Annotated in this window: 25 protein-coding genes and 1 pseudogene; all 26 read left to right on the forward strand. The window is 69.4% G+C overall.

The genetic code is table 11. From position 1 onward, the window contains the following. The first annotated feature begins 212 nt into the window (after window positions 1–212). Entirely contained in the window at window positions 213–2093 is a 1881-nt protein-coding gene (gene glmS, locus QME70_07030) for a glutamine--fructose-6-phosphate transaminase (isomerizing) (protein ID MDI6894348.1), read from the forward strand. 189 nt (window positions 2094–2282) lie between these two features. Beyond that, window positions 2283–2774 carry a holo-ACP synthase gene (locus tag QME70_07035; GenBank protein ID MDI6894349.1) on the forward strand — a complete coding sequence of 164 codons (492 nt, stop codon included), beginning with the start codon at window positions 2283–2285 and terminating at the stop codon, window positions 2772–2774. Continuing rightward, on the forward strand, window positions 2771–4354 hold the full coding sequence (locus QME70_07040; protein MDI6894350.1) for an NAD(P)H-hydrate dehydratase: 1584 nt from the start codon (window positions 2771–2773) through the stop codon (window positions 4352–4354). The genes QME70_07035 and QME70_07040 overlap by 4 nt, the downstream gene beginning before the upstream one ends. 50 nt (window positions 4355–4404) lie before the next feature. After that, complete coding sequence (gene alr / locus QME70_07045) at window positions 4405–5631, forward strand: alanine racemase (GenBank protein ID MDI6894351.1); 1227 nt, start codon at window positions 4405–4407, stop codon at window positions 5629–5631. Continuing rightward, window positions 5624–5911: a ribbon-helix-helix protein, CopG family gene (locus tag QME70_07050; protein ID MDI6894352.1), complete on the forward strand. Its 288-nt coding sequence runs from the start codon at window positions 5624–5626 to the stop codon at window positions 5909–5911. Before alr ends, QME70_07050 begins: the two co-directional genes overlap by 8 nt. Further along, window positions 5905–6255, forward strand: a complete 351-nt coding sequence (locus tag QME70_07055; protein MDI6894353.1) for a type II toxin-antitoxin system PemK/MazF family toxin — start codon at window positions 5905–5907, stop codon at window positions 6253–6255. Before QME70_07050 ends, QME70_07055 begins: the two co-directional genes overlap by 7 nt. 41 nt (window positions 6256–6296) lie before the next feature. Then, window positions 6297–7277, forward strand: a complete 981-nt coding sequence (locus tag QME70_07060; GenBank protein MDI6894354.1) for a D-cysteine desulfhydrase family protein — start codon at window positions 6297–6299, stop codon at window positions 7275–7277. 6 nt (window positions 7278–7283) lie between these two features. After that, window positions 7284–7988, forward strand: coding sequence for a gamma-glutamyl-gamma-aminobutyrate hydrolase family protein (locus tag QME70_07065; GenBank protein MDI6894355.1), 705 nt, complete (start codon window positions 7284–7286; stop codon window positions 7986–7988). Further along, the gene (locus QME70_07070) at window positions 7975–9075 is read left to right on the forward strand and encodes a P1 family peptidase (GenBank protein ID MDI6894356.1); all 1101 of its coding nucleotides are present in this window, start codon (window positions 7975–7977) and stop codon (window positions 9073–9075) included. The genes QME70_07065 and QME70_07070 overlap by 14 nt, the downstream gene beginning before the upstream one ends. 57 nt (window positions 9076–9132) lie before the next feature. Beyond that, the gene (locus QME70_07075) at window positions 9133–9567 is read left to right on the forward strand and encodes a hypothetical protein (GenBank protein MDI6894357.1); all 435 of its coding nucleotides are present in this window, start codon (window positions 9133–9135) and stop codon (window positions 9565–9567) included. A 1-nt stretch (window position 9568) separates the two neighbouring features. Beyond that, complete coding sequence (locus QME70_07080; protein MDI6894358.1) at window positions 9569–11473, forward strand: glutamate mutase L; 1905 nt, start codon at window positions 9569–9571, stop codon at window positions 11471–11473. Beyond that, window positions 11448–12794 (forward strand): hypothetical protein, encoded by a 1347-nt coding sequence (locus tag QME70_07085; protein ID MDI6894359.1) that lies wholly within the window; start codon window positions 11448–11450, stop codon window positions 12792–12794. The genes QME70_07080 and QME70_07085 overlap by 26 nt, the downstream gene beginning before the upstream one ends. 42 nt (window positions 12795–12836) lie before the next feature. Then, on the forward strand, window positions 12837–13271 hold the full coding sequence (locus QME70_07090; protein ID MDI6894360.1) for a hypothetical protein: 435 nt from the start codon (window positions 12837–12839) through the stop codon (window positions 13269–13271). Beyond that, the gene (locus QME70_07095; GenBank protein MDI6894361.1) at window positions 13261–15078 is read left to right on the forward strand and encodes a glutamate mutase L; all 1818 of its coding nucleotides are present in this window, start codon (window positions 13261–13263) and stop codon (window positions 15076–15078) included. The genes QME70_07090 and QME70_07095 overlap by 11 nt, the downstream gene beginning before the upstream one ends. 12 nt (window positions 15079–15090) lie before the next feature. Continuing rightward, window positions 15091–16317, forward strand: a complete 1227-nt coding sequence (locus QME70_07100; GenBank protein ID MDI6894362.1) for a hypothetical protein — start codon at window positions 15091–15093, stop codon at window positions 16315–16317. A 118-nt stretch (window positions 16318–16435) separates the two neighbouring features. Then, complete coding sequence (locus QME70_07105; GenBank protein MDI6894363.1) at window positions 16436–17302, forward strand: DUF483 domain-containing protein; 867 nt, start codon at window positions 16436–16438, stop codon at window positions 17300–17302. Then, entirely contained in the window at window positions 17289–18173 is an 885-nt protein-coding gene (locus QME70_07110; GenBank protein MDI6894364.1) for a uracil-DNA glycosylase, read from the forward strand. Before QME70_07105 ends, QME70_07110 begins: the two co-directional genes overlap by 14 nt. Before the next feature lies 1 nt (window position 18174). Further along, window positions 18175–18717, forward strand: coding sequence for a tRNA (adenosine(37)-N6)-threonylcarbamoyltransferase complex ATPase subunit type 1 TsaE (tsaE, locus tag QME70_07115; GenBank protein ID MDI6894365.1), 543 nt, complete (start codon window positions 18175–18177; stop codon window positions 18715–18717). Beyond that, entirely contained in the window at window positions 18711–19448 is a 738-nt protein-coding gene (tsaB, locus tag QME70_07120) for a tRNA (adenosine(37)-N6)-threonylcarbamoyltransferase complex dimerization subunit type 1 TsaB (protein ID MDI6894366.1), read from the forward strand. Before tsaE ends, tsaB begins: the two co-directional genes overlap by 7 nt. Before the next feature lie 5 nt (window positions 19449–19453). Continuing rightward, entirely contained in the window at window positions 19454–19894 is a 441-nt protein-coding gene (gene rimI, locus QME70_07125) for a ribosomal protein S18-alanine N-acetyltransferase (protein ID MDI6894367.1), read from the forward strand. A gap of 76 nt (window positions 19895–19970) precedes the next feature. After that, entirely contained in the window at window positions 19971–20975 is a 1005-nt protein-coding gene (gene tsaD / locus QME70_07130; protein MDI6894368.1) for a tRNA (adenosine(37)-N6)-threonylcarbamoyltransferase complex transferase subunit TsaD, read from the forward strand. A gap of 44 nt (window positions 20976–21019) precedes the next feature. Continuing rightward, window positions 21020–21451 (forward strand): annotated as a pseudogene (locus QME70_07135) (acyltransferase). Window positions 21452–21503: 52 nt separating this feature from the next. Then, entirely contained in the window at window positions 21504–22574 is a 1071-nt protein-coding gene (locus QME70_07140; GenBank protein MDI6894369.1) for a M42 family metallopeptidase, read from the forward strand. After that, the gene (locus QME70_07145; GenBank protein ID MDI6894370.1) at window positions 22571–23683 is read left to right on the forward strand and encodes a M42 family metallopeptidase; all 1113 of its coding nucleotides are present in this window, start codon (window positions 22571–22573) and stop codon (window positions 23681–23683) included. Before QME70_07140 ends, QME70_07145 begins: the two co-directional genes overlap by 4 nt. Then, window positions 23680–24771, forward strand: a complete 1092-nt coding sequence (locus QME70_07150) for a M42 family metallopeptidase (GenBank protein MDI6894371.1) — start codon at window positions 23680–23682, stop codon at window positions 24769–24771. The genes QME70_07145 and QME70_07150 overlap by 4 nt, the downstream gene beginning before the upstream one ends. After that, window positions 24765–25373, forward strand: a complete 609-nt coding sequence (locus tag QME70_07155; protein MDI6894372.1) for a thiamine phosphate synthase — start codon at window positions 24765–24767, stop codon at window positions 25371–25373. Before QME70_07150 ends, QME70_07155 begins: the two co-directional genes overlap by 7 nt. Window positions 25374–25379 lie beyond the last annotated feature (6 nt).

A 25379-nucleotide genomic window follows, 5' to 3' on the forward strand; every position in this document is an offset into this window, starting at 1 on the left:
GGGTGCACAAGACGTGTCGCAAGGAGTGCGGTGTGCGACGAAGGCAGAGAGCGCCGGGACTTCCTCCCGCGTGGTGCGGGGGAAGTTGACGAGGGTGGGGTTCATCGAAGGATTCGGCGGATGCCCCACGGTTGGCCACGACCGTAAGAGGCCTCACAAATCCCGGGAGCGATCCCGGGGACAAAAGGGCCGGGTGGTGAAAGGAGAGGTGGATGTGCGGAATAGTGGGCTACGTGGGCCCGCGGCCCGCGTTGCCCGTGCTGTTGCAGGGATTGTCCCGCCTGGAGTACCGGGGATACGATTCGGCGGGCGTGGTGGTCCTTGACGGAGATCGGGCACTGGCGTGCAAGCGTGAGGGCCGGCTGTCGCGCCTGGAGGCGGAGCTGGAGGCGGAGTTCGACGGCGGGCGCGCCCGCACGGGCATCGGTCATACCCGCTGGGCCACCCACGGGGTGCCCTCGGATGAAAACGCCCACCCCCACGGAGATTGCACCGGGCGTTTCTGGGTGGTGCACAACGGGATCATCGAGAACTACCGGGAGCTGAAAGAGGAGCTGGCCGGGGAGGGCCACCGCTTTGTGTCCCAGACCGACACCGAGGTGGTCCCCCACCTCATCGAGAGCCTTTACCAGGGGGACCTGCCCGGGGCGGTGGCGGCGGCTGCCCGCCGCCTGCGGGGATCCTACGCCCTGGCTGTCATGTCGCCTCTTCACCCCGGCATGCTGGTGGCGGTGAGGCATGAGAGCCCCCTGGTGGTGGGCCTGGGCGAGGGCGAGAACTTCCTGGCCTCCGATGTGCCTGCGCTGCTGGAATATACGAGAAGCACCTACATCCTGGACGAAGGCGAAATGGCGGTGCTCACCGCAGACCGGGTCGAGGTGAGTGACCGCCACGGCCGTCCGGTGTCCAAGGAAGTGTTTCGGGTCACCTGGGATGCCAGCATGGCCCAAAAGGGCGGCTATCCTCACTTCATGCTCAAGGAGATCCACGAGCAACCGGCCGCCCTGCGCCGGACTCTGGCCTCGCGGCTGGCTGAAAACGGGGACGTGCGGGCGGAGGAAGAGGCCCTCGACCCGGACTGGCTAGGCCGGTTCCGCCGCGTGCACCTGGTGGCCTGCGGGACCGCCTACCATGCCGGACTGGTGGGGAAGTACCTGCTGGAAGGGCTGGCGCGCATGCCCGCGGAAGTGGAGCTGGCCTCCGAGTTCCGTTACCGTCAGCCCCTGGTAGACCGGGACACCCTGGTGGTAGTCATCAGCCAGTCGGGTGAGACCGCCGATACCCGGGCGGCCCTGCGGGAAGCGTGTGCCCGGGGCGCAGGCGTACTGGCCATAGTCAACGTGGTGGGTAGCTCCATCGCCCGCGACGCCGGGCGGGTCCTGTACACCTGGGCGGGGCCGGAGATAGCGGTGGCTTCCACCAAGGCCTACTCCTGCCAGGCGGCCGCGCTGACTCTGCTGGCCCTGCACCTGGGCCGCCTGCGGGGGACGCTGTCCGCGGAGGAGGCGCGCCGCCTGGGGCGGTCGCTGCGGGCTCTTCCCTCCCTGGTGGAGGAGGGGCTGGCCGGAGCCGGCCGCATCGAGGAGGTCGCCCGCCGTGTGGCCGCACACGAGGATGCATTCTTCATTGGCCGGGGCCTGGACTACGCCGTGGTACAGGAGGCCCAGCTCAAGCTCAAGGAGATCTCGTATATCCACGCCGAGGCGTACGCGGCCGGCGAGCTCAAGCACGGCACCCTGGCGCTGATCGTGCCGGACACCCCGGTGGTCGCCCTCACCACCCAACCCACCCTGCGTGAGAAGACCATCTCCAACGTGGAAGAAGTGCGGGCCCGGGGCGGCCGCGTCTATCTCTTCGCCCCCGCGTCCCTCACCGGTGGGGCGACGGAGGGCCTCGGTAGGCAGGAGGCTGGGGATGGAGCCCCCGCGCAGCCCATGGGAGTGGAGGTGATCACCATCCCCGAGGTTGACCCCTGGCTGGCGCCGGTGGTGGCGGTGGTGCCCATGCAGCTGCTGGCGTACTACGCTGCGGTGGCCCGGGGGTGCGACGTCGACAAACCCCGCAACCTGGCCAAGAGCGTCACCGTAGAATAGGTGAGCCCGTGCCGCCTGTTGCGCCAGGGTTTTCCCCCTGTCTTCCGTGATGCTGCCTTGAGCCCTTCTGGTTCTGGCCTGCGGGAAAGAGGGGATCCCTGCTCCGCCGATGCTCAGCGCTGACCCCCACCTGGGCGAAGGAGAACGGCGGCGAAGGAAAATGGGGGTGGGGGGAAGAATACCCAGGGGATGCTGGGCCTGGGTGTTGACGTGGTTGCCGTGTCGCGCTGGCGCCGCCTCCTGCGGTTGCAGGGGGACCGCGTGGCGGGGCGGGTTTTTGCCCCGGAGGAGCTCGCGCAGTGCAGCGGGCGACGGGCTGCCGAGCAACTGGCGGCCCGGTGGGCGGCCAAGGAGGCCGTGGCCAAGGCCCTCGGGTGCCGGCCCGGGTCCTGGCGCGACGTTGTGATCCAGCGGGGCGCCGGCGGGGTGCCGCGCGTTTTGCTGCGGGGGGCGTGGATGCAGGCCGCCCGCCAGCGCGGCGTGAAGTCCTGGCGCATTTCCCTGAGCCATGAGAGAGCGGTGGCCGTGGCCGTTGCTCTCGCCCTGGGCGAAGACGGCAGGGTGCTGGCGGAGGGGGACGTGCCGCTGGCAGAAGAGGCAGGGCTTGCGGAAACCGGTGGGCCGCCGGTTCGGGACGCGGTCCGGGGCGCGCAGGCGGGAGGCGCGGTGGAGGAGGCATGAGGGCAGTCACCGGGGCCGAGATGCGGGAGATCGACCGCCTGGCTCAGGAAGAGGGGGCCATCCCCGGTCTCATCCTGATGGAGAGTGCGGGCCGGGCTGCTTTTGGACAGGCCCTCAAGATGCTCGGGGATGCGCCCGGGTGCCGGGTGCTGGTGCTGTGCGGCAAGGGGAACAACGGGGGCGACGGCCTGGTGGTGGCCCGGCACCTCTGCCATCAGGGGGCGGAGGTGAGGGTGCTGCTCACCGCCTCCCCCGACGAACTGAAGGGGGATGCCGCCGCCAACCTGGCCATGGCCAGGGCCGAGGAGGCCCTGCCCGGCACCCGCCTGGCATTGCGGTTCCTGTCGGGACCGGGCTGGGAGGGCGTTCTCGCGGAGGAACTGGCCGCCGCGGACCTGGTGGTGGACGCCCTGCTGGGCACAGGGATACAGGGGGGTGCCCGGGGGCAGGTGGCGCAGGTCATCGAGGCGCTGAACCGGGCGGAGCGGCCGGTCCTGAGCGTGGACGTACCTTCGGGGCTGGACGCCGACACCGGGGCGGTGAGCGGGCCCTGTGTGCGCGCCCGGGTGACGGTCACCCTGGGTCTCCCCAAGGTGGGTCTGCTGGTGTACCCGGGCGCCGAGCACGCCGGCCGGGTGGTGGTGGCCGACATCGGCATTCCCCCCGGACTGGTAGAGCGGGTCAACCCGCAGGTGGAAATGCTGGAAGAAGAGCAGGTGGCAGCCTGGTTGCCCGCCCGTCCTCCGGCCGCCCATAAGGGAACTTTCGGACACCTCTGGGTGGTGGCCGGGTCCCAGGGGATGGTGGGGGCGGCGAAGATGGCGGCCATGGCGGGCCTGCGGGGAGGAGCGGGGCTGGTGACCCTGGCCCTGCCCGTGCGGCAGCAGCCGGTGGTGGCGGCGGGGCTATCAGAGGTAATGACGCGCGGCCTGCCGGAAGAAGAGGGGATGCTGAGCGCTTCCGCCCTGGACGTACTCAAGGAGGCGGGCCGGGGGGCGGAAGCGTGGGCCATAGGGCCGGGACTGGGGCGCTCGCCCGGGGTGGCCACCCTGGTGCGCGACTTCGTGCGCTGGTGCCCGGCGCCCCTGGTGGTCGACGCCGATGGCCTCTGGGCCCTGGGCTCGGACCTTTCCCTCTTGCGGGAGAGGGAACACCCGACTGTCCTTACCCCCCACCCCGGCGAGATGGCTCGCCTGCTGGACAGCACCGTTGCCCGCGTGCAGGCGGACCGCTTCGAGTCGGCGCGGGAGGCGGCCCGGCGCTCGCGGGCGGTGGTGGTGCTGAAGGGGGCCCGGTCGCTGGTGGTGACGCCTGGCGGCCGGGTATTCGTCAACCCCACCGGCAACGTAGGGATGGCCACCGGGGGATCGGGGGACGTGCTCACCGGCCTGCTGGGTGCGTTTCTGGCGCAGGGAGTGCCTGCCGAGCGGGCGGCCTGCCTGGGCGTGTTCCTGCATGGCCTGGCCGGAGACCTGGCCGCCGGGCGCAGGGGCCACCTGTCTCTGGTGGCCGGTGACGTCCTGGCCTTCGTGCCCGGCGCCGCGCGGCGCCTGGAACGGGCCGCCCGCCGGGCGGACTGACGCATCTGCCCGGGGGAAGCGGGGCGGGCGGAGGGCCGCGCCTCGAGCGGGTGGCGAAGGAGGTGGGGGCGGCGGCGCTGCGGGCGGTGCTGGAACGCAACCTGAGACCCACCTGGGTGGAGGTGGACCTGGATGTCCTGGCCGCCAACGTGCGGGAGCTGGTGCGGGTGGCCGGGGGCAGCCAGGTGATGGCCGTGGTAAAGGCGGACGGGTACGGCCACGGGGCCGTCCCGGTGGCCCGCACGGCTGTGGAAGCGGGTGCGCGCTGGCTGGCGGTGGCATGCCTGGAGGAAGGGCTGCAACTGCGCCGTCAGGGCCTCAAGGTACCCATCCTCATCCTGGGCTACCTCCCACCGGAGGAAGCACGCGCCGCCGTGGAGGCCGACATCTCCTGCTGCGTCTTCGGGGACGAGGGGGCGCGTGCCCTGGCCCAGGCGGCGGCACGGTCGGGCCGGCGAGCCCGGGTGCATGTCAAGGTGGACACCGGGATGGGCCGCCTGGGGGTACGGCCGGAAGATGCGGTGGGGTTCGTGCGCTGGCTGAAGGGAATTCCCGCCCTGGAGGTCGAAGGGGTATTCACGCACCTGGCCGCCGCTGACGAGGACGACCTCTCCTCCGCGCGGGCGCAGGTGGAGGCCTTCTCCTCGGTGCTGACCGCCCTGGAGCGGGAGCAGGTGCACGTTCCCTATCGACATGCGGCCAACAGTGCCGCGCTGCTACGCCTGCCCGGGGCCAGGCTGAATCTGGTGAGGCCGGGGCTGGCCATGTACGGCATCTACCCGGCCCCCGGGCTGGAATCGGTGGCCCGGGTGCGACCCGTGCTGACCTGGAAGACCCGCGTGGCCCAGGTCAAGGTAATGCGACCGGGCGAGACGGTGGGATACGGGCGCACGTGGCGGGCGGCGGGGGGCGAGGTGGTGGGCACCCTGCCGGTGGGGTACGCGGACGGGTACCGGCGGGTGCTGTCGGGACGGGCGGAGGTGCTGGTGCGGGGGCGGAGGGCGCCGATCGCGGGCAGGGTTTCCATGGACCAGCTGACGGTTGCCTTACCGGCCGGATGGGAGCTGTCCGCCGGGGAAGAAGTGGTGCTGCTGGGACGGCAGGGAGAGGAAGAGATTACGGCCGGGGATCTGGCCCGGGCCGCCGGCACCATTCCCTACGAGATCCTGGTGGGGATAGGGCGACGGGTGGCCAGAGCGTATTTGTGCGACGGTGAGGTCGCCCGGGTGGAGACGGGCACCGCTGAGTTTGCCGGAAGGGGTGAAGGTAATGGGTGAAGCGCGCAGGATAACCATCACCTTGCCGGCGGATCTACTTGACGCGGTAGACGGCATCGTGATCCAGGAGAAGAGGAGACGCAGCGAAGTCATCTGTGATGCCCTGCGGGGCCACCTGGAATCGCGCCGCCGCCAGCTACTGCGGCAACAGCTGGTGCGGGGATACCAAGAGATGGGCCAGTTGAACCTGCACCTGGCCGAGGACGGTACCACCTGGCCCGTGGAGGCGGCGTGGGCGGGGGGAGGCCCCCTCACGGGGACGGAGGGTGGGAGTTGGTGATCAGGCGGGGAGACGTGTTCTACGCTGATCTGAGTCCGGTGGTGGGCTCGGAGCAAGGGGGCATCAGGCCGGTACTGATCATCCAGAACGACATCGGCAACAGGTACAGCCCTACCACCATCGTGTCTGCCATCACCTCCCAGATCGCCAAGGCCAGGTTGCCCACCCACGTGGAGCTCCCGGCTCGGGAGTCGGGCCTGGATCGGGACTCGGTGATCTTGCTGGAGCAGATCCGCACCATCGACAAGCGGCGGTTGCGACAGCGGGTGACCCACCTGGGTGACGAGATCATGGAGAGGGTGAACGAGGCCCTGGCCATCAGCGTGGGATTGAGAGAGATTTGACGTCGCAGGCGACCAATACCGGTCCTTGGGGGGGATGAGGAGTGCAATTTGCCAGGCTGCCGCGCCTTCACCTTGCCGGATTGCCCACGCCCCTGGAGGAGGCCGTGGGGCTGGAGCGCCTGTTTCCGGGAGTGCACCTGTTCCTGAAGCGGGATGATCTCACCCATGCCGCCCTGGGAGGGAACAAAGCCCGCAAGCTCGAGTTCCTGTTCGCCGACGTCCGGCGCCAGGACGCCGACGTGGTGCTGACGGTGGGAGGGCCGCAGTCAAATCACGCTCGCATCACCGCTGCCCTGGCCGCCCGCCTGGGCCTGGAATGTATCCTGGTGCTGGAGGGCGAGGAGCCGGAAGAGAGGCAGGGCAACCTGCTGCTGGACCGCCTGCTGGGGGCGGAGGTACGCTTTGCCGGCGCCCGGCCAGCCCAGGAGGTGATGGAAGAAGCAGCCGCCGACCTGCGGGCCCGGGGACGGCATCCCTACCCCATTCCCGTGGGGGGATCCACCCCCCTGGGCGCGGTGGGCTACTGCCTGGCCATGCAGGAGATGCTGGCCCAGGCTGCCGGGATGGGCGTCGTGGCGCACCGGGTATATGTGGCCACCGGTTCGGGAGGCACTCAGGCCGGGCTGGTGCTGGGCGGGCGGGTGCTCGATCCCGCCCTCCGGGTCACGGGCATCAGCGTGAGCCGGTCGAGCGGTGAATCCCGCCCGCGGGTGGCGGACCTGGCTACCGGGGCGGCCCGGCTGCTCGGTCTGCCCGTAACCGTGAGTGCCGGAGAGGTAGAGGTGCTCGACGACTACATCGGGCCGGGCTACGGCATCCCCACCCCTGCCTGCCTGGAGGCGATCCGGCTCCTGGCGCGGGAGGAGGGGGTGCTGCTCGACCCCGTGTACACCGGCAAAGCCATGGGTGCACTGGTGGACCACCTGCGCCGGGGCGTGGTGAAACCAGGGGAGAACGTGGTATTCTGGCACACGGGAGGGTCTCCCACTCTCTTTGCATATTCGCAGTATCTGGAGGACTGAACGAAATTGCTGCCTCTCATAGGAATCACCAGCAGCACCGATGAAAATGACCGCGTGCGCGTGCCGGCCGGTTACCCGGCGGCCGTGGAAGCGGCCGGCGGTGTCCCGGTTATCCTGCCGGTGCTCAATCCGGGGAAGGCCGCAGAGGTGCTGGCTCACCTCCAGGGCCTTCTTCTTTCCGGGGGTGTGGACCTCGATCCATCGTACTACGGCGAGGACCCCTTACCCGGCCTGGGAAAGGTCACCCCCGAGCGGGATGCCTTCGAACTCGCCCTCGCTCGTCAGGCCCTGGCCCTGGGTGTTCCCATCCTGGGGATATGCCGGGGTGTCCAGGTGCTCAACGTGGCGGCGGGAGGAAACCTCTTTCAGGACCTGGGCTCCCAGCTGCAAAAGGTGCTCAAGCACAGCCAGGAAGCACCGCGCTGGCACGAAAGCCATCCCGTGCAGCTGGACCCCCAGAGTCGTATGGCCGCCGTTCTGGGTGTGACGGAGGCCCGGGTCAACTCCTTCCATCATCAGGCGGTCAGGGCCGTGGCCCCGGGACTGCGCGCAGTGGCCTGGGCACCCGATGGGGTCATCGAGGGGGTGGAGTCCACCGACCATCGCTTCGCCCTGGGGGTGCAGTGGCATCCCGAAGAGATGTGGAGCCGGGATCCTCTGCACCTCAAGCCCTTCTCGGCACTGGTGGAGGCCGCCCGTGCCCGCCTCTGACCCGCGGCCGCGGCTGCGGGAACTGGGGTATCGGGTGGGAGAGCTGCCCGCGGGACCGGGGAACGCCGTCACCGATGTGGCCGGCGTGCTGGTGGGACACGTCACCCTTTACCGGCCGGAGGAAGGGGTGTGCACCGGGGTCACAGCCGTGCGACCCCACCCGGGGAACACCTTCCGGGAAAAGGTCCCCGCAGCCGTCCACGTCATCAACGGCTTCGGTAAGGCCTCCGGGCTGGCCCAGGTTGCCGAGCTGGGTACCCTGGAGACGCCGGTGATGCTCGTGAATACTCTGGCGGTGGGCAGCGTGGCGGACGGCCTGGTCCGCTGGATGCTCGAACAGGACCCGGGGATCGGGGGGCCGGCGGGCACCGTCAACCCGGTGGTGATGGAGTGCAACGATGGGTACCTCAACGACGCCCGCCTCCCGGCCGTCCGCCCGGAGCACGCGACCCGGGCCCTGGAGGCCGCCGGTCCTCTGGCCCCCGCGGAAGGCGCGGTGGGTGCCGGGACGGGCATGGTCTGTTACGGCTTCAAGGGAGGCATCGGCACCGCCTCCCGGGTGGTGGCGGGGGAGGCGGGGACCTTCACGGTGGGAGTCCTGGTGCTGGCCAACTTCGGGCGCCGCCGTGACCTCACCATCCTGGGTGTCCCCGTCGGGATGCACCTGGAGAAGCGTGGGGCGGAGGCGGGGGTGGGCGACGGGTCGGTAATCGTGCTGGTGGCCACCGATGCGCCCCTCGGCGCGCGCCAGTTGGGACGGCTTGCCCGGCGGGGGGTGGTGGGCCTGGCCCGCACCGGCTCCTTCGTGGGGCACGGCAGCGGCGACTTCGTGCTGGCCTTCAGCACCGCCACCCGTTACCGCCACGACGCACCTGATCGGGTGCAGTGGGCGGCGTTCCTGCCCGACCACGGAGCCACTTTTGCCGGGCTCATGCGCGCGGTGGTCGAAGGCACGGAAGAGGCGGTGCTCAATGCCCTGTTCCGGGCGACCACCACCCGCGGCCGCCTGGGGCGGGTGGTGGAGGCTCTACCGGTCGCTCATGTTATTGACATGTTGAAAGGCTCGGGGGAGTATTACAAAAATTGAAAGCTGCTCAGCAGGAACCCCCATACGAAGGCCGAATATGATTCACGAGTTGGGACTATGGCAGAGCCACGGGAAACGCTGGAATGGACGGTTGCCCTGTATGCCCGCCAGCCCGGGCGCGCCGCGGTGGCGACGGTGGCGGTGATCGGTTCGGCCGTTCTGGCCTGGTGGTGGTTCCACGAGACCTGGATGGTGGTGGCCACCCTGGTGGTGCTGGGCGGGGCGGTGGCACCCTACCTGTTTCCCATCAGATATCGCCTGGACGAGAAGGGAGTGAGGCTCAAGAACGGGTTGCTCTGGGATTTCCGCCCGTGGGACAGGTTTTTCGATTACCGCATCTTCCCCGATGCCGTGCAGCTTTACTTCGATCAGCGGGAGTTGCGCGGGCGCATCCTCAAGGGGCACCTTCTGTTTTTCGACCGGGAGCAGGTGCTGAGGGACCGGATCGTGGAGATGGTAACACGCAAGGTGGGTGCGAAAAAGGGGGGTTAGAATGAGCCGTAGTAGGCCGCGGGTCATCCTGGCGACGGACGTGGGGAGCACAACTACCAAGGCGATTCTCATCGAGGATCGGGGCGGCGAGTACCGCCTGGTGGGAAGGGGGGAGATGCCCACCACAGTGGAGGCTCCCTGGGAAAACGTGATGATTGGAGTGCGCAAGTCCGTGCGGCGGCTCGAGGAACTCCTCGAACGCCGTTTTTTGGATTCCTCCGGTCGCCTCGTCCGCCCCGCCGCGGACGGCGAAGGGGTGGATTACTATGTTTCCACCTCCTCCGCGGGCGGTGGCCTGCAGATGATGGTGGCGGGGCTGGTGTCGAGCATAAGCGCAGCTTCCGCCAACCGGGCCGCCCTCGGTGCCGGTGCCGTTGTCCTGGACGTGATCGCCGTGGACGACGGGAGGTCCACCTCCGAGCAGATCAGCCGCATCACCGAGCTGCGGCCCGACATCATCCTCATGTCGGGGGGTGTGGACGGGGGGTCGGTATCCTACATCGCCGCCATCGCGGAGACCATCGTGCAGGCCAATCCCCAGCCGCGTTTCGGCGCCACCTACAAGCTCCCCCTGGTGTACGCGGGTAACCGCGATGCCCAGGACCTCATCCTGGGGGTGACGGGCTCTGAGCTGGACGTCCATCTGGTGGAGAATCTCCGTCCCCGGCACGACGTGGAGAACCTGGGCCCTGCCCGGGAGGCCATCCACGAGCTGTTCATGAACCACGTGATGGCGCAGGCGCCCGGCTATGCCGAACTTATGGAGTGGGTGGACGTGACCATCATGCCCACCCCCGGCGCCGTGGGCCGCATCATCAGCCTGATGGCCGAGCAGTACCGGGCCAACATCATCGGGGTCGACATCGGTGGCGCCACCACGGACGTGTTCTCCAGCTTCGAGGGTACCTTCACCCGCACGGTAAGCGCCAACCTGGGCATGTCCTATTCCATCTGCAACGTCCTGGAAGAGGCGAAAGTCGATAACATCCTGCGCTGGGTTCCCTTCGGGGTGGACGAGGTCAAGCTTTCCAACTGGATCGCCAACAAGATGGTGCGTCCCACCACCATCCCCATGACCCTGGAGATGCTGGTGCTGGAGCAGGCCCTGTCCAGGGAAGCCCTTCGTCTCTCCTTCTCCCACCACAAGAGCCTGGCCCGCAAGGTGGAGAAGGAGGAGGCCCGGGCTGCCTGGCACAGCGCCCAGCAGGAGATATTCCGGGCCTCCGGCCGCGAGATCATCGATATGAAGAAGCTGGATATGCTGGTGGGGTCGGGCGGTGTCCTCTCCCACGCCCCCCGGCGGCAGCAGGCGGCCATGATGCTCATCGATGCCTTCCAGCCCGAGGGCATCACCCAGCTGGCGGTGGACTCCATCTTCATGATGCCCCACCTGGGGGTGCTTTCCACCACCCATCCCGAGATCGCCGCCGAGGTATTCGACAAGGACTGCCTGATCCGCCTGGGCACCTGCATAGCCCCCTCGGGGAAGCTGCGGGAGGGGCAACCGGCGGTGGCGGTGCGGGCCCATCTCCCCGCAGGCGTGCAGGAAGAGAAGGTGGCTTTCGGCGATATCAGGCGCATTCCCCTGGACGTGGGGCAGACGGCAAAGGTGGAAGTGATTCCGGCCGGGGCCCTGGATGCCGGCGCCGGCAAGGGCCGCCGCCTGGAGGCCACCGTGCACGGGGGTCTGGTGGGGATCGTGATCGATGCCCGGGGCCGCCCTCTGGAACTGCCTTCGGAACCGGCCCGCCGGGTGCAGAAGCTCACCGAGTGGTTCGAGGCCTTGGACCTCTATCCTGGGGATCTGCTCCGCAAGTACCAGGCCGCCCATCCCGTGGGCAAGGCGCCCGTTCCCGGCAGGCCGGAAGGAGGGGAGAAGCGTGGCGGTCTCTTCTGGCGTCGCTGATTACGTGATCCAGCGCGTGCGCAAGGTGCGCAAGCTGCCCCTGCCCGGGGAGGTCCTGGTAGGGCCGGGCGAGCGGGTGGAACCGGATACCCCGGTGGCCCGCATCAGCCTGCGGCCCGGCATCCCCTGGGTGCTGCCCGTGGCCCGCCTGCTGGGCATCGAGCCCGCCGACCTGGGCAAGGCCATGCTGGTAAAGGTGGGGGACCAGGTCAAGACCAAGCAGGTGATCGCGATCGCCGAGAAGGGCCTGTATGGTCGCAAGGAATACGAATCCCCCACCGACGGCATGGTCGAGGACATCTCCACGGCTTCGGGGCGGGTAATCGTCAGAGAAGAGTTTGGTCGCGAAGAACCCCCCGTCCAGGTGGACGTCGCCTTCGAGCTGGGGTGCCGGCCCAAGGACGTACCCAGGCACATGATCACGCCCGTGGGCAAGGAAGTCAAGAAGGGTCAGATGATCGCCAAGAAGGGCGAGCAGGCGGCGTTCTTCACCAAGACCTGCCTGACCCCCGTCTCGGGTGTGATCGCCGAGGTCAACGCCCAGACCGGCATGGTGACCATTGCCAGGCCGTTCAAGGAAGTGGTGGTGAAGGCGTACATCAGCGGGGTGGTTACGGATGTACTGCCCCGCCGGGGCGTGGTGGTGGAGGCTCCGGCCGTGCGCCTGACCGGGATCTTCGGCCTGGGCCGGGAAACCCACGGTCCCATCCAGGTGGTGGTCTCCTGCCCCGATGAGACGCTCACCGGGGACCTCATCGACGAAAAGTGCGCCGGGAAGATCGTGGTGGGGGGCGGTTACGCCACCAACGAGGCTCTGGTCAAGGCGCTTCAGGTGGGGGCGCGCGGGGTGGTGACCGGTACCGCAAACTACCTGGACCTGGTCCGCTCCCTGGGGGTGCGCCTGGGGGTGGGCATCACCGGCCAGGAGGACATCGACATCACCGTGATCCTCATCGAGGGATTCGGGGGCCTGGCCATGCGCGAGCACGTCTTCCGCAGCCTCAAGGCCCTGGAGGGGCGGCTGGCTTCCATCAACGGAGCCACTCAGATCAGGGCGGGCGCCATCCGGCCGGAGATCGTGGTTCCCTTTCCCGACTACCAGGGGCCGGTGGTGGAGGAACAGGTGGCCGACGAGGAGTTGTGCCGCGGCCAGCGCGTACGGCTGATCACCGACCCTTACTTCGGGCGCCTGGGCCACATCGTTGAGATTCCCCGGCAGCCCATGGTGGCGGAGACGGAGGCGCGCGTCCCCATGGTGGAAGTGGCAGTGGACGGAGGGGAACGCGTCGTGGTCCCCAGGGCCAATGTGGAGCTTTTCTAGCGGCCGTGGCCCTGAAACGGCGGCCGCAGGGAGGTGGGGGCGGTGCCCCGCTGGCTCGATAACTGGATGATCTACGAGATCACGCCGCAGGAACGGGACCAGCTCATCGAGAAGCTGGCCCGGCTGGTGCGCCGCTTCGGGATGTACACCCCCGCCATATTCATGCTCGAGACAGGCAAGGATCTGAGCTGGCTGGGCAGCCAGTTCATGCACCTCTTCTCTCCCGTGATCACCCTGGTCTGGGGAGATTTTGAGAAGCTGGCCTTTCTCCTGGAGGACAAGCAGAACGTGGAGCGCCTGATCCAGCGCATCGAGGAGCTGTCAGAGGAAGAGAAAAGGCAGGCCCGGGAGCGCCGGGCGGCGGCCCGTCCCGGGCGCCCGGCCCCCAAGGACAACCGTGCCCCGGGGGATGACCGGCCCGCGGCCCGCGAGGACAACCGGGCCGGAGAGCGGAGGGATAAGAGTCGTGCCCGCTGAGATCACATCGGTGCTGGCCACCGACTGCGGCAGCACCACCACCAAGGCCATCCTCATCGACAAAGTGGGCGACGAGTACCGGCTGGTGGTGCGGGGGGAAGCCCCCACCACGGTGGAGCGTCCCTTCGAGGACGTAACCATGGGAGTGCGCAACGCCGTCCGCGAGGTGGAGGAGCTAACCGGGAGGAAGTTTCTCTCGGAGGAAGGGATAATCACCCCCCGGCAACCCGACGGCAGCGGGGTGGATACTTACCTTTCCACCTCCAGTGCCGGGGGCGGGCTGCAGATGATGGTGGCGGGGGTGGTCAAGAGCATGACCACCGAGAGTGCCCAGCGGGCCGCCCTGGGGGCGGGGGCCATCGTGATGGACGCGGTGGCCATCGACGACGGGCGCAAGACCCACGAGAAGATCGCCCTCATCCGCCACCTGCGCCCGGACATGATCCTGCTCTCGGGTGGAGTGGACGGGGGCACCGTCACCCACGTGGTGCAGATCGCCGAGCTGCTGGCGGCGGCCGAGCCCCGGCCCCGGCTGGGCATTGGTTTCCGGCTGCCGGTGATTTATGCGGGCAACCGGGATGCCCGTCCCCACATGGAGCGCATCCTGGGGGAGCGTTTCGACCTGCGCACGGTGGACAACCTGCGCCCGGTGCTGGAGCAGGAGGTGCTGGCGCCGGCGCGGGAGGAGATCCACAACCTGTTCATGGAGCACGTGATGGCCCAGGCCCCCGGCTACAACAGGCTCATGACCTGGACGGACGCGCCCATCATGCCCACGCCCGCGGCCGTGGGACTGGGCATGCAGACGGCGGCGCGGGAGTATGGCCTGAACGTGATCGGGGTGGACATCGGGGGGGCGACCACGGACGTCTTTTCCGTGTACGGGGAGCGTTTCGTGCGCACGGTGAGCGCCAACCTGGGCATGTCCTATTCCATCTGCAACGTCTTGCTGGAAGCGGGGCTTCCCAACATCGTACGCTGGATTCCCTTCCCGGTTGACGAGGCCGACATCCGCAACCGCATCCGGAACAAGATGATCCGTCCCACCACCGTACCCCAGACCCTGGAGGAGCTGGCCATCGAGCAGGGCCTGGCGCGGGAGGCCCTGCGCCTTGCCTTCGAGCACCACAAGACCCTGGCGGTGGGGTTGAAGGGGGTGCAGCGGCAGCGCACCATCGACGACACCTTCACCCAGGTGGGGGCGGAGACGTACATCGACCTCATGGAGCTGGGTCTGCTCATAGGCTCGGGCGGGGTGCTCTCCCATGCTCCCCGGCGGGTGCAGGCGGCCCTGATGATGCTGGACGCGTTTCAGCCGGAAGGTGTCACCCGGCTGGCGGTGGATTCCATCTTCATGATGCCGCAGCTGGGGGTGCTGTCCACGGTACACGAGCAGGCGGCCGCGCAGGTGTTCGACCGCGACTGCCTGATCCACCTGGGCACGGCGGTGGCCCCGGTGGGGCAGGGCAGGGAAGGGGAGCCGTGCCTGGTGGTGACCCTGCACCTGCCGGGGGGAAAGGTGGTCAAAGAGGAGCTGGCGTACGGCCAGATCCGGCGCCTCCCGCTGGAGGTGGGGGAGGAGGCGGAAGCCGAGATCCATCCTGCCCGCGGGTTCGACGTGGGGCGGGGCCGGGGGCATGCCCTGCGCACCATCCTGCATGGGGGAGTGGCGGGGATCATTCTGGATTGCCGGGGACGGCCTCTGGTGCTGTCCTCCGAGCCCGCCCGGCGCTGGCAGAAGCTGCGGGAATGGGCTCTGGCCGTCGACCTGTATCCGCGCCAGTTCCTGGAGAAGCTGGGTGGTTAGGGAGGGAACGACATGGCCCACGCATACACTCCCGGTCTGAAAGTCACAGAGTACGCCGTCATCCGGCGGCAGCGCCGGTTGCCCATCCCCGGCCGGGTGCTGGTGGAGCGGGGGCAGAGGGTGGGTCCCGATGCCGTGGTGGCCGAGGCATCTTTGCCCGGCAATCCAAACACGGTGAACGCGGCCGCCGCCCTGGGCGCGGACCCTTCCGACCTGCCCCACCTGATGGTCAAGAAGGTGGGCGATCCCGTGCGGAAGGGGGAGGTGATCGCCCGTTATCGGGCGCTGTTTGGACTGGTCTCGAGCAAGTGCACTTCTCCCGTGGACGGGGCTGTCGAGTCGGTATCCGAGGTCACCGGGCAGGTGATCGTGCGGGAGCCGCCCATTCCCGTGCAGGTGAGGGCGTACCTGGAGGGCGCGGTAGCCGAGGTGATACCCCGGGAAGGGGTAGTGGTGGAGTCTCAGGGCGCGTTCATCCAGGGCATCTTCGGGGTGGGCGGGGAGACGTACGGGGAGATCCAGGTGGTGGTGGCCAACCCTGAAGAGGTGCTGGAGGCTTCCGCCATCCTTCCTGCCCACCGGGGCAAGGTGCTGGTGGGGGGATCGCTGGTGACCGGTGCCGCCCTGCGCCGGGCGGTGGAAGTGGGGGCCCGCGGAGTGGTGGCGGGCGGGATCATCGACCGCGACCTGATCGGGTTCCTGGGCCATGACATCGGGGTGGCCATCACCGGACACGAAGACATCCCCATCACCGTGATCGTAACCGAGGGTTTCGGCCAGATGACCATGGCCCACCGCACTTTCGAATTGCTGCAGTCTCTCGGCGGCCGCATGGCCTCCATCAACGGCGCCACCCAGATCCGGGCCGGAGTGATGCGCCCGGAGATCGTGGTACCCGTCAGCCGCCGGCCGTCGGCCGCCGCCCGCCCCGCCGCGGGCAGCACCTCTGCGGGCGATGCTGCCAGCGGTGGGCGTGCCTCTGCGGGCGATGCCGCCAGCAGTGGGCTCACCTCTGCGGGCCAGGCTGGTAGTGGGGGGGTGTCCCAGGGTCTGGTGCCCGGGACGCGCATCCGCATCATCCGCGAACCCTACTTCGGCCGGCTGGCCCACGTGACCGAGCTGCCTCCCGAGCTGCAGGTCATCGAAACTGAGGCCAAGGTGCGCATCCTGCACGCCCGTCTGGATTCGGGCGAACTCGTGACCGTACCCCGCGCCAACGTCGAAATCATCGAAGACTAACCTTGCATCCCCATGGGGCGCGTGCGCTGGTCTGCACGGCGACGAGCGGCGCAGGAATTACCGGGGCGTGGGTAGAAAGCCTCCTTGCTAGCGGTGGCGGCGGCAGGAGGTTGAGCCGGTGACGGGGCCCGCGATCCCGGAGGCGCTGGTGCGGGATTTGCTGAGCGACCAGGCGGTGCTCGATCGCGTCAAGGTCGAGGACTTGCTCCCCGTGGCCGCCGGTGCTCGCCCGGCCGCGCTGATTGTCCTCCCCGCCGATCTGCCGGACGCCTATGCGCTGGGGGGAGCCATCGATGCGCTGGTGAGCCAGCACAGGGCGCGCTGGCAGGTGGCTCTCCGCCCGCAGGCGAAGCTGCGCCGGCAGGCGGATCTGCTGCGCGAGGCGTACGGGCGGGTGGTCGAGTCGGCTCCCACCTACCGCTTCCTCAGCGAGTGGATCGAACGGTTGGGCCTGAACGCCTGGCAGCTGGAAGTGCGTCCCACGGTCCGCTACCTGGTGGTGTATCGGGACCCGGTAGCGGTGCCCGTGCTGGCGGAACTGGGCGAGATGCTGGCCGAGCGTCGGAAGCGGATGGGAGGCTGGGCGGAAACCGAGCCCCGCTTTGCGGAGTCGTTGGGGAAGGTCCTGGGGTATCCGGCCTGCTGCCTGGACAACTATGTCCGCCATCTGGCGGACGGAACCCCGTACGAAGACAGCCTGGCCGCTCAACTGGCCGCCGGGGTGGCCCGGGGGGACGAACCCGATGAGAGCGTCTTCTTCGCGTCGGGATTTCTGCCCTGCGGTCCGCGTTGCGGCGCCGCCCGGGCGATCGGTACGGGTATCGTCGAGACGCTCGCGGCCTGGCTGCCCGAGATGGCGAGCAGGTATCGGCAGATGTGCCGCGAGAACCTTACCGAGGCAGCCCGCCCCCCCGCGGAGCGGCGGCGCTACGTGGAAGTGCTGGAGCGCACGAGGAGGCTTCTGGGCGGATATGACGAAGCGTAGCCGGGGCGGGCAGGGGGCGTCCCATGCCCGCCAGCAGACCTTTTCTTTCCTCACGGGACCGGATGTACCCCTCCTCGCGGTTCCTCAACCGGACGGGGAAGCGGTGGCAGAGGCCGCTCCCCGGCATGAAGTCGAGGAGCAGCGGGCAGAGGGCGGGGCGGTGTCGCAGGGCGGAGCGAGGGCAGCCCCTGCGGCGCTATTTGTCGGCGCAGCCAGCACGGCGTCCCCGGTAGGGGAGGCCTGGCCCCTTGACGGGGGAATACTGGCAGAGGGTGATACCTTCCTGAGGGAGATGGAGGGATCTCCCGACCTGGAGGAACTGGGCCGGGTGGCACGGGGATGTCGGCGTTGCCCGCTGCGGGAGGGGTGCCGCGGCGTGGTGTTCGGTGAGGGCGATCCCCGGGCGGTCATGATGTTCGTGGGTGAGGGTCCCGGTCAGACCGAAGACGAGATGGGGCGGCCATTCGTGGGTAGGGCCGGCCAGCTGCTGGACAAATGGATCGGACTCCTGGGGCTCAAGCGCCATCAGGTCTACATCACCAACGTGGTGAAGTGCCGTCCGCCGGGAAACCGGACTCCCCTGACGGAGGAGATGCGCTCCTGCTGGCCCATCCTCCGCCATCAGCTGCTGCTGATCCGCCCCCGCATCCTGGTGTGCCTGGGTTCTCCGGCCCTGCAGGCCCTGGTTCACCCCTCCGCTCGCATCACCCGGCTGCGGGGGAACTGGCTGGAGCGGGGGAGCATGCGTATCATGGGTACTTTCCATCCGGCCGCGGTGTTGCGGGATCCCACCAAGGAGCGGCCGGTGCACGAAGACCTGCGCCGCCTGAGGGACGAGTACCTGCGCGTTGCCCCCCGAGGGGGTGGCTGACATGCCACCCCATCTCCATGAGCAACCGGTAGCCCGCCGGATGCAGGTTCTCAGCCGGTCGCCCGCCCAGACCCGCGAGTTGGGTGCCCGCCTGGGGGGCATGATGCAGAGGGGCGACGTGGTGGCCCTGGTGGGGCCGCTGGGCGCGGGCAAGACCACCCTGGTGCAGGGCATGGCCGAGGGGCTGGGCTTTGCCGGTCGCGTGCGCAGCCCTTCCTTTACCCTGGTCAACGAGTACCCCACCCCGCGGGGAAACCTGTATCACCTGGATCTGTTCCGGCTGGACTCCGCCCGGGAGGCGGAAGAGGCCGGGTTGGACGAGTTCCTCCCGGGTGACGGCATGGCCGTGGTGGAGTGGGCGGAAAGGGCGGCAGCAGGGCTGCCGCCCGAGCACCTGGAGATATCACTGGAGATGGGGTCGCAGGAAGAAGAGCGCGTGCTGCTCCTCACGGCCTGCGGGACCAGGTATCATCTCCTGCTGGATGCCTTCGCCGGTGCCGGTGAGCCGGGGCGTCGGCGGGACGGAGGGCGGGGGCGGTGCTGATCCTGGGCCTGGAGACCGCCACCCGCTTCACCTCGGTGGCGCTGTTGAGCGGGGATGATGTGCTGGCAGAGCACACCTATTGCGGTCCCCTGCGACCGTCCCAGGTGCTCATGCCCCTGGTGGACAGGCTGTTCCACGAGACCGGCCTTGAGCGGAGCCAGCTGGAGGCGGTGGCGGCAGGGGCCGGCCCCGGTTCCTTCACCGGTTTGCGCCTGGGGCTGGCCACCGCGCAGGCGCTGGCCTATGCCCTGGGAGTCCCGGCGGTGGGGGTCAGCACCCTGGAGGCCATGGCTTTCCCCTGGCTGGGCACGGGGTGCCTGGTGGTACCGGTGCTGGACGCCCAGCGCGGGCGGGTATACGCCGCCGGCTATCCCCGGGAGCCCGCGGGCTTTGTTCCCCGTACTGTGGAATGGGAGACCCTGCTGCACCACCTGGCCTCCGGGCCCGGTACGGAGTCGGCGGAGAATGAGGTGGGCCGGGTGATCCTGGTGGGGGAGTGGGCCTGGGCCCACAGGCAGGAGGTGCCTTCCCGGGCAGGTGAGGTTGCCCTGGTGCTGGAGCCTCAACTGGGATACCCCCGGGCGACGGTGGTGGCGCGGCTGGGCCGGGCGTCCCTGGAAGCGGGTGCGGCCGGTGACCCCTTCGCCCTGCGAGCGGTCTACCTGCGCAGATCGGAGGCCGAGGAGCTGTGGGAAAAGAGACAGTGCGGGACGTCGACCAGGTGTATATAGACCAGATGACACTGGCCGACCTGGACGGCGTGCTGGCGGTGGAGGAACTATCGTACCGTACCCCCTGGTCGCGGCGGGCTTTTCTGAGCGAGCTGACCGAGAACATCCACGCCCAGTACATCGTGGCGCGCCTGGGCCAGGAGGTGGTGGGGTACGCGGGCATGTGGGTGATCCTCGACGAAGGCCACGTGACGAACATCGCCGTCCACCCGGACTGGCGGCGCCGGGGACTGGGCGAACGCCTCCTGCGCGAACTCATATCCCGCGCCCGGGCGCACGGGGCCACCCGCATGACCCTGGAGGTGCGCAAGTCCAACCTGGCGGCGCAGCGGCTGTACACCGGCCTGGGCTTCGCCCCCCGCGGCATCCGCAAGGGCTATTACTCCGATACCGGGGAAGACGCCATCATAATGTGGCTCGAAGACCTTTGGGACGAAAAGTATTGAGCGACAAGGGCGCCTGGTGCGGGTGCCCGGAGGCGCGGGGGAGCCGGTGGCGCGGCAGAGCTGGCGGGTGGGTGCCATGAGGGTACTGGGTGTGGAGACGTCGTGCGATGAGACCGCCTGCGCGGTGGTGGAAGACGGGCGGCACCTGCTGGGGAACGTGGTGGCCTCGCAGGTGAGGCTGCACCAGCGTTTCGGCGGGGTCGTGCCCGAGATCGCGTCGCGTCGCCACCTGGAAGCGCTCCTGCCCGTGCTCGACCAGGCGCTGGCGGAGGCGGGCGTATCCTTGCGAGGCATCGAAGCTGTGGCGGTCACCCCGGGGCCGGGGCTGGTAGGGGCCCTGCTGGTGGGGCTGGCAGCGGCCAAGGCCATCGCCTGGGCCCTGGACGTCCCCCTGGTGCCCGTGCACCACCTGGAGGCTCACGTCTACGCGGCGTTCGTGGAGTACCCTCACCTGGAGCCGCCCCTGCTGGCCCTGGTGGTGTCGGGTGGGCACACGGACTTCCTGTGGATGCCCTCGCACGGGCGCATGGAGCTGAAGGGCAGGTCGCTGGACGACGCCGCCGGGGAGGCGTTCGACAAGGTGGGCAGGTTGCTCGGCCTGCCGTACCCGGGCGGGCCCCACGTGGAGGCCCTGGCGCGCGACGGGCAGCCCACCATCCCTTTCCCGCGGGCCTGGCTGGAGGGGGCGCTGGACTTCAGCTTCAGCGGCCTGAAGACCGCGGTGGCGGCATACCTGCGTCGGCACGAGGGCGGGTACCGGGCCGCGGATGTGGCGGCCAGCTTCCAGGCCGCGGTGGCGGAAGTGCTGGCCGAGAAGGCGGCCCGTGCCTGTTCCGCTTTGGGGGCCACGCGGTTGGTGCTGGCGGGCGGGGTGGCGGCCAACCGGGCCGTACGAGAGGCGGTGCGCTCGCGCTGCGGGAAGGCGGGAGTTGAGCTGTACGTGCCCCGGCCGACCCTGTGTACGGACAACGCGGCCATGGTGGCCGCCGCCGGCTATTTCGCCTGGCGGGAGGGTCGACGGGCGGGGATGGACCTCAACGCCAGCCCGGGCCTCACGCTGGAGGCGGTGGGGCTGGGTTGAGCGGCCGGCGGTTGCAGGTACATCCCGGCGGTGCGGCAAATCCTATGGCGGGGTGGACCCGCCTGGTCAACCCCTGGCGGGCCACCCTGAATTTCGTGGTGCTCTACATATGCCGGTTCGTCCCGTGGGTGGGGGTGAAGAGGCTCCTGTACCGTTGCCTGGGGATGAAGGTGGGCCGGGACGTGGCCGTGGGTCTGGGGGCTATGTTCGATATCTTCTTCCCCCACCTCATCACCCTGGGGGACAACTGCGTGATCGGGTACAACGCCACCATCCTGGCCCACGAGTTCCTGGTGCGGGAGTGGCGGACCGGCCCGGTGGAGGTGGGGCGGGACGTGCTCATAGGGGCCAATGCCACGGTGCTGCCCGGCGTGCGCATCGGGGATGGGGCCGTGGTGGGGGCGGGGGCGGTGGTGACGCGGGACGTGCCGCCGGGGGCCTTCGTGGCCGGGGTCCCGGCGCGGGTGGTCCCGCGCCCGGAGCAGGGGGCGGCCGAATCCGGTGGTGCTGAGAAGGGGAGGGGTGGGTTTGGAGGTCAGGGAGTTCCTGGAGAAGGTGACGGCGGCTTCGGGGGTCTCGGGGTTTGAAGGCACCGTGGCCTCCCTCATCCGGGAGGCGTGGGCGCCCCTGGTGGACGAGATCCGCACCGACACCATGGGGAGCCTGATCGCCCGGCGTGCCGGCCGGGCCGACGGTCGCCTGGCGCTTGGGGTGCTGCGGGTGATGATGGCCGCCCATATGGACGAGATCGGCCTCATGGTGAGCAGGATCGAAGAGGGGGGTTTCCTGCGTTTTACCACTGTAGGCGGGTTCGACCGCCGCGTGCTGCCCGCCCAGGAGGTGCTGGTGCACGGGCGCCAGGACCTGCCCGGGGTGATAGGGGTCAAGCCGCCCCACCTTCTGCCGCGGGAAGAGGCGGAGAAGCCGTACAAGATGGAGGACATGTACATCGACGTGGGCCTCGATGAGGCGCGCGTGCGGGACCTGGTGCGGGTGGGGGATCCCATCACCGTGGGGTACGGGTGCCGCTCCCTGCAGGGGGAGCTAACTGCGGGCAAGGGGTTGGACGACCGGGCCGGGGTGGCCACCCTGCACGCCTGCCTGCAGGAACTGGCCCGCCTGCAGCATCCTCATGACGTGTTCCTGGTGGCCACCGCGCAGGAAGAGGTGGGACTGAAGGGTGCTGTCACCTCCGCGTACGAAGTTGCTCCCGACGTGGGGGTGGCGGTGGACGTGGAGTTCGCCGAGCAGCCCGGCCTGCCCGAGGACCTGACCGTGGAACTGGACAAGGGTCCCATGATCGCGGTGGGGCCGAACATCCACCCTTACGTGTTCTCGGTGCTGGAGAAGGTGGCCAAGGAAGAGGGGATCCCCCATCAGGTGCGGGTGGTGCCCGGACCGTCCGGCACCGACGCCTGGGCCATCCAGGTCACCAGGGAGGGCATCCCCACCGGCCTGGTCGGCATCCCGCTGCGCTACATGCACACCAGCGTGGAGGTGGCGTCGGTGGCCGATATCAAGCGGGCGGGGCGGCTCCTGGCCCGCTTCGTGATGGCCCTCGACGCGCAGGCGCTGGCCGGCTGGAGGTGGGAAGCATGACCGCTTACGCCGAAGACGCCGGACGAAAAATCGCTCCCGGGCGCGAGGCAGAGGGCGCGAGTGCGTACGGCCAGGAGGCGGAGTTCCTGGGGCAGTTGAGCGAGGCCGCGGGCATCTCCGGCTGGGAGGCACAGGTGCGGGAGATCATCCGCAGCCACCTGGAGAAGATGGGGGTGGGCTACCGCAGCGACCACCTGGGCAACATCATCGCTTACCGGGGGCCCGACGACGAGCGCTCCGGCCTGCGGGTGATGCTGGCCGCCCACATGGACGAGGTGGGGCTGGTGGTCTCTGCCATAGACAAGTCAGGGCTGCTCCGCTTCCGCAAGGTGGGGGGCATCGACGACCGGGTGCTGGTCTCCAAGAGTGTGCTGGTGGGAAAGAACCGCGTGCCCGGCGTCATCGGCGCCAAGCCCATCCACCTGCAGCAGCCCAAGGAGCAGGAGAACCCCTTCCGCGCGGAGGAGCTGTTCGTGGACATCGGTACCAGGAGCAAGGAGGAGGCCGAGAAGGCGGTGAAGGTGGGCGACCCCATGGTGTTCGCCACCCGCCTCACCCGCCTGGGGGAGAAGCGGGCGCGGGGGAAGGCGTTCGATGACCGGGCCGGGTGCCTGGTGCTGCTGGGGGCTCTACGGGAGAATTACCGCATCCCCGTGTACGGTGTGTTCACCGTTCAGGAAGAGGTAGGGTTGCGGGGGGCGCAGGCGGCCGCCTACGCCATCGAACCGGGCCTGGGTCTGGCCCTGGAGGGCACGGTGTGCTCGGACACCCCCGGCTCGGAGGAGCACCTGCAGGGCACGAGGCTCGGCGCCGGGCCAGCCATCTCGGTGATGGACGCCGCCACCATCCACAACCGGCGGGTGATCGAGCGCCTGGTGGAGGTGGCCCAGAAGGCCGGTATCCCCCATCAACTGCGCCGCACCACCTCGGGCGGCAACGACGCCGGGCGCATCCACCTGGCCCGGGCCGGGGCGGCGGCCGGCGGGCTGTCGGTACCCTGCCGCTACATCCATTCGCCTGCTTCGGTGCTGGACCTGGAGGACCTGGTGAACACGCGCCGGTTGCTGGTGGAATTCCTGCACAGCCTGGAGGAGGGGTGGACGCCATGAAAGAGGAGACGCGCGAACTGATCCGGAGCCTGACGGAGGCCTTCGGGCCCTCCGGTCAGGAAGAGCAGGTGCGGGAGCTGATCACCTCGCTGGTGCGCCCGCACGTGGACGGGGTGCGCACCGACGCCCTGGGCAACCTCATCTGCACGCGCGGACCGCGGAGGGCAGGCACCGCAGGCGGGCCGCCTGGCACCGCACGCGCGGGCACGGGCACTGCCACCGCAGCGTCGGGCACCGCGGGGGCCGGCGGGGTTAAGAAGGTGATGCTGGCCGCCCACATGGACGAGATCGGCATCATGATCACCCACATAGACGACAAGGGATTCCTGCGCTTCGGGGCCATCGGCGGTGTCAGCCCCCACCGGTGCCTGGGCCAGCGGGTGGTGGTCGGCAATGGCACCTTGGGGGTGTTTGGCCACGAGAAGCTGGACGACCCCAAGGACCTGAAGTTCGAGAAGATGTTCGTGGATATCGGTGCCTCTTCCCGCGAGGAGGCGGGCGAGAAGGTCAGGATCGGCGATGCCGCCGCCTTTACCCGGCCGCTGCAGAGGGCCGGCAACCGGCTGGTGGCCAAGGCCATGGACGACCGCATCGGATGCGCCGTGCTGGTGGAGGTGGCGCGGCGGCTGGGGGCCTCGCCCCATGAGGTGCACTTCGTCTTCACCGTGCAGGAGGAGGTGGGACTGCGGGGCGCCCGCACCGCCGCCTTCGGCCTCGCCCCCGACGCGGCCATCGCCGTGGACGTCACCACCACGGGCGATACCCCCAAGGCGGAGACCATGGAGGTGAGCCTGGGTAAGGGGGCTGCCATCAAGGTGAAGGACGCCAGCCTGATCTGTCACCCCGGCCTGCGCCGGTCCCTGGAGGACACCGCCCGCGCCCACGGGATACCGTACCAGCTGGAAATCCTGGAGCGGGGCGGCACCGATGCCGGGGCCATGCAGCTCGCCCGGGAGGGTGTCCCGGCCGGGGTGGTATCGGTGCCCTGCCGCTACGTGCACACGCCCTCGGAGATGGTGGACGAGGGAGATGTGGAAGCGTGCATCGAGCTGCTCGCGAAAGCCCTGGAGGGACCCCTTGAGTGGTAGACCTTCCCATCCTGGTAGTCTCTGACCGGCGCCTTTTCCCAGGAGATCCCGAGGGAATGGTGCGGGCGTTGTGCGCCTGCCTGCGGGGCGGGGCGCGGGGCGTCGAGGTGGGCGATAGCGACCTGGCCGGTCACGACCTGCTGGCCCTCGCCCTGCGGCTGCGGGAGCCCACCCGGCAGGCCGGGGGGCTGCTCCTGGTGGCGGAGCGCGCCGACGTGGCCCTGGCGGCGGAGGCGGACGGCGTTCACCTGGGGTGCGGTGCCCTGCCTGCCCCCGCCGTCAGGAAACTGGCGCGCCGCCTGAACTCGTCTTTCCTGATCGGACGGAGCGTGACCACCGTGGAGGAGGCCGCCCTGGGGCAACTGGAAGACGCCGACTTCCTGGTCTTCACACCGGTGTGGCCGGAACCGGGGCTGGACGCGCTGCGGGCGGTGGCGGCGTCGGTGCGCCGCCCAGTCCTGGCCGGTGGGGGGCTGACACCCGAGCAGCTCCCCGCCCTGCGCGAGGTCGGGGTGGCGGGGCTGGTCCTGGGCCGGGAGGTGCTGGAGGCGTCCGATCCCGAGCGGGAGACCGCCCGCTTCCTGGCCGCCTGGCAGGCCTGACTCAAT

It is taken from the genome of Bacillota bacterium (assembly GCA_030019365.1).
Lineage (GTDB): Bacteria > Bacillota > Sulfobacillia > JACIYH01 > JACIYH01 > JACIYH01.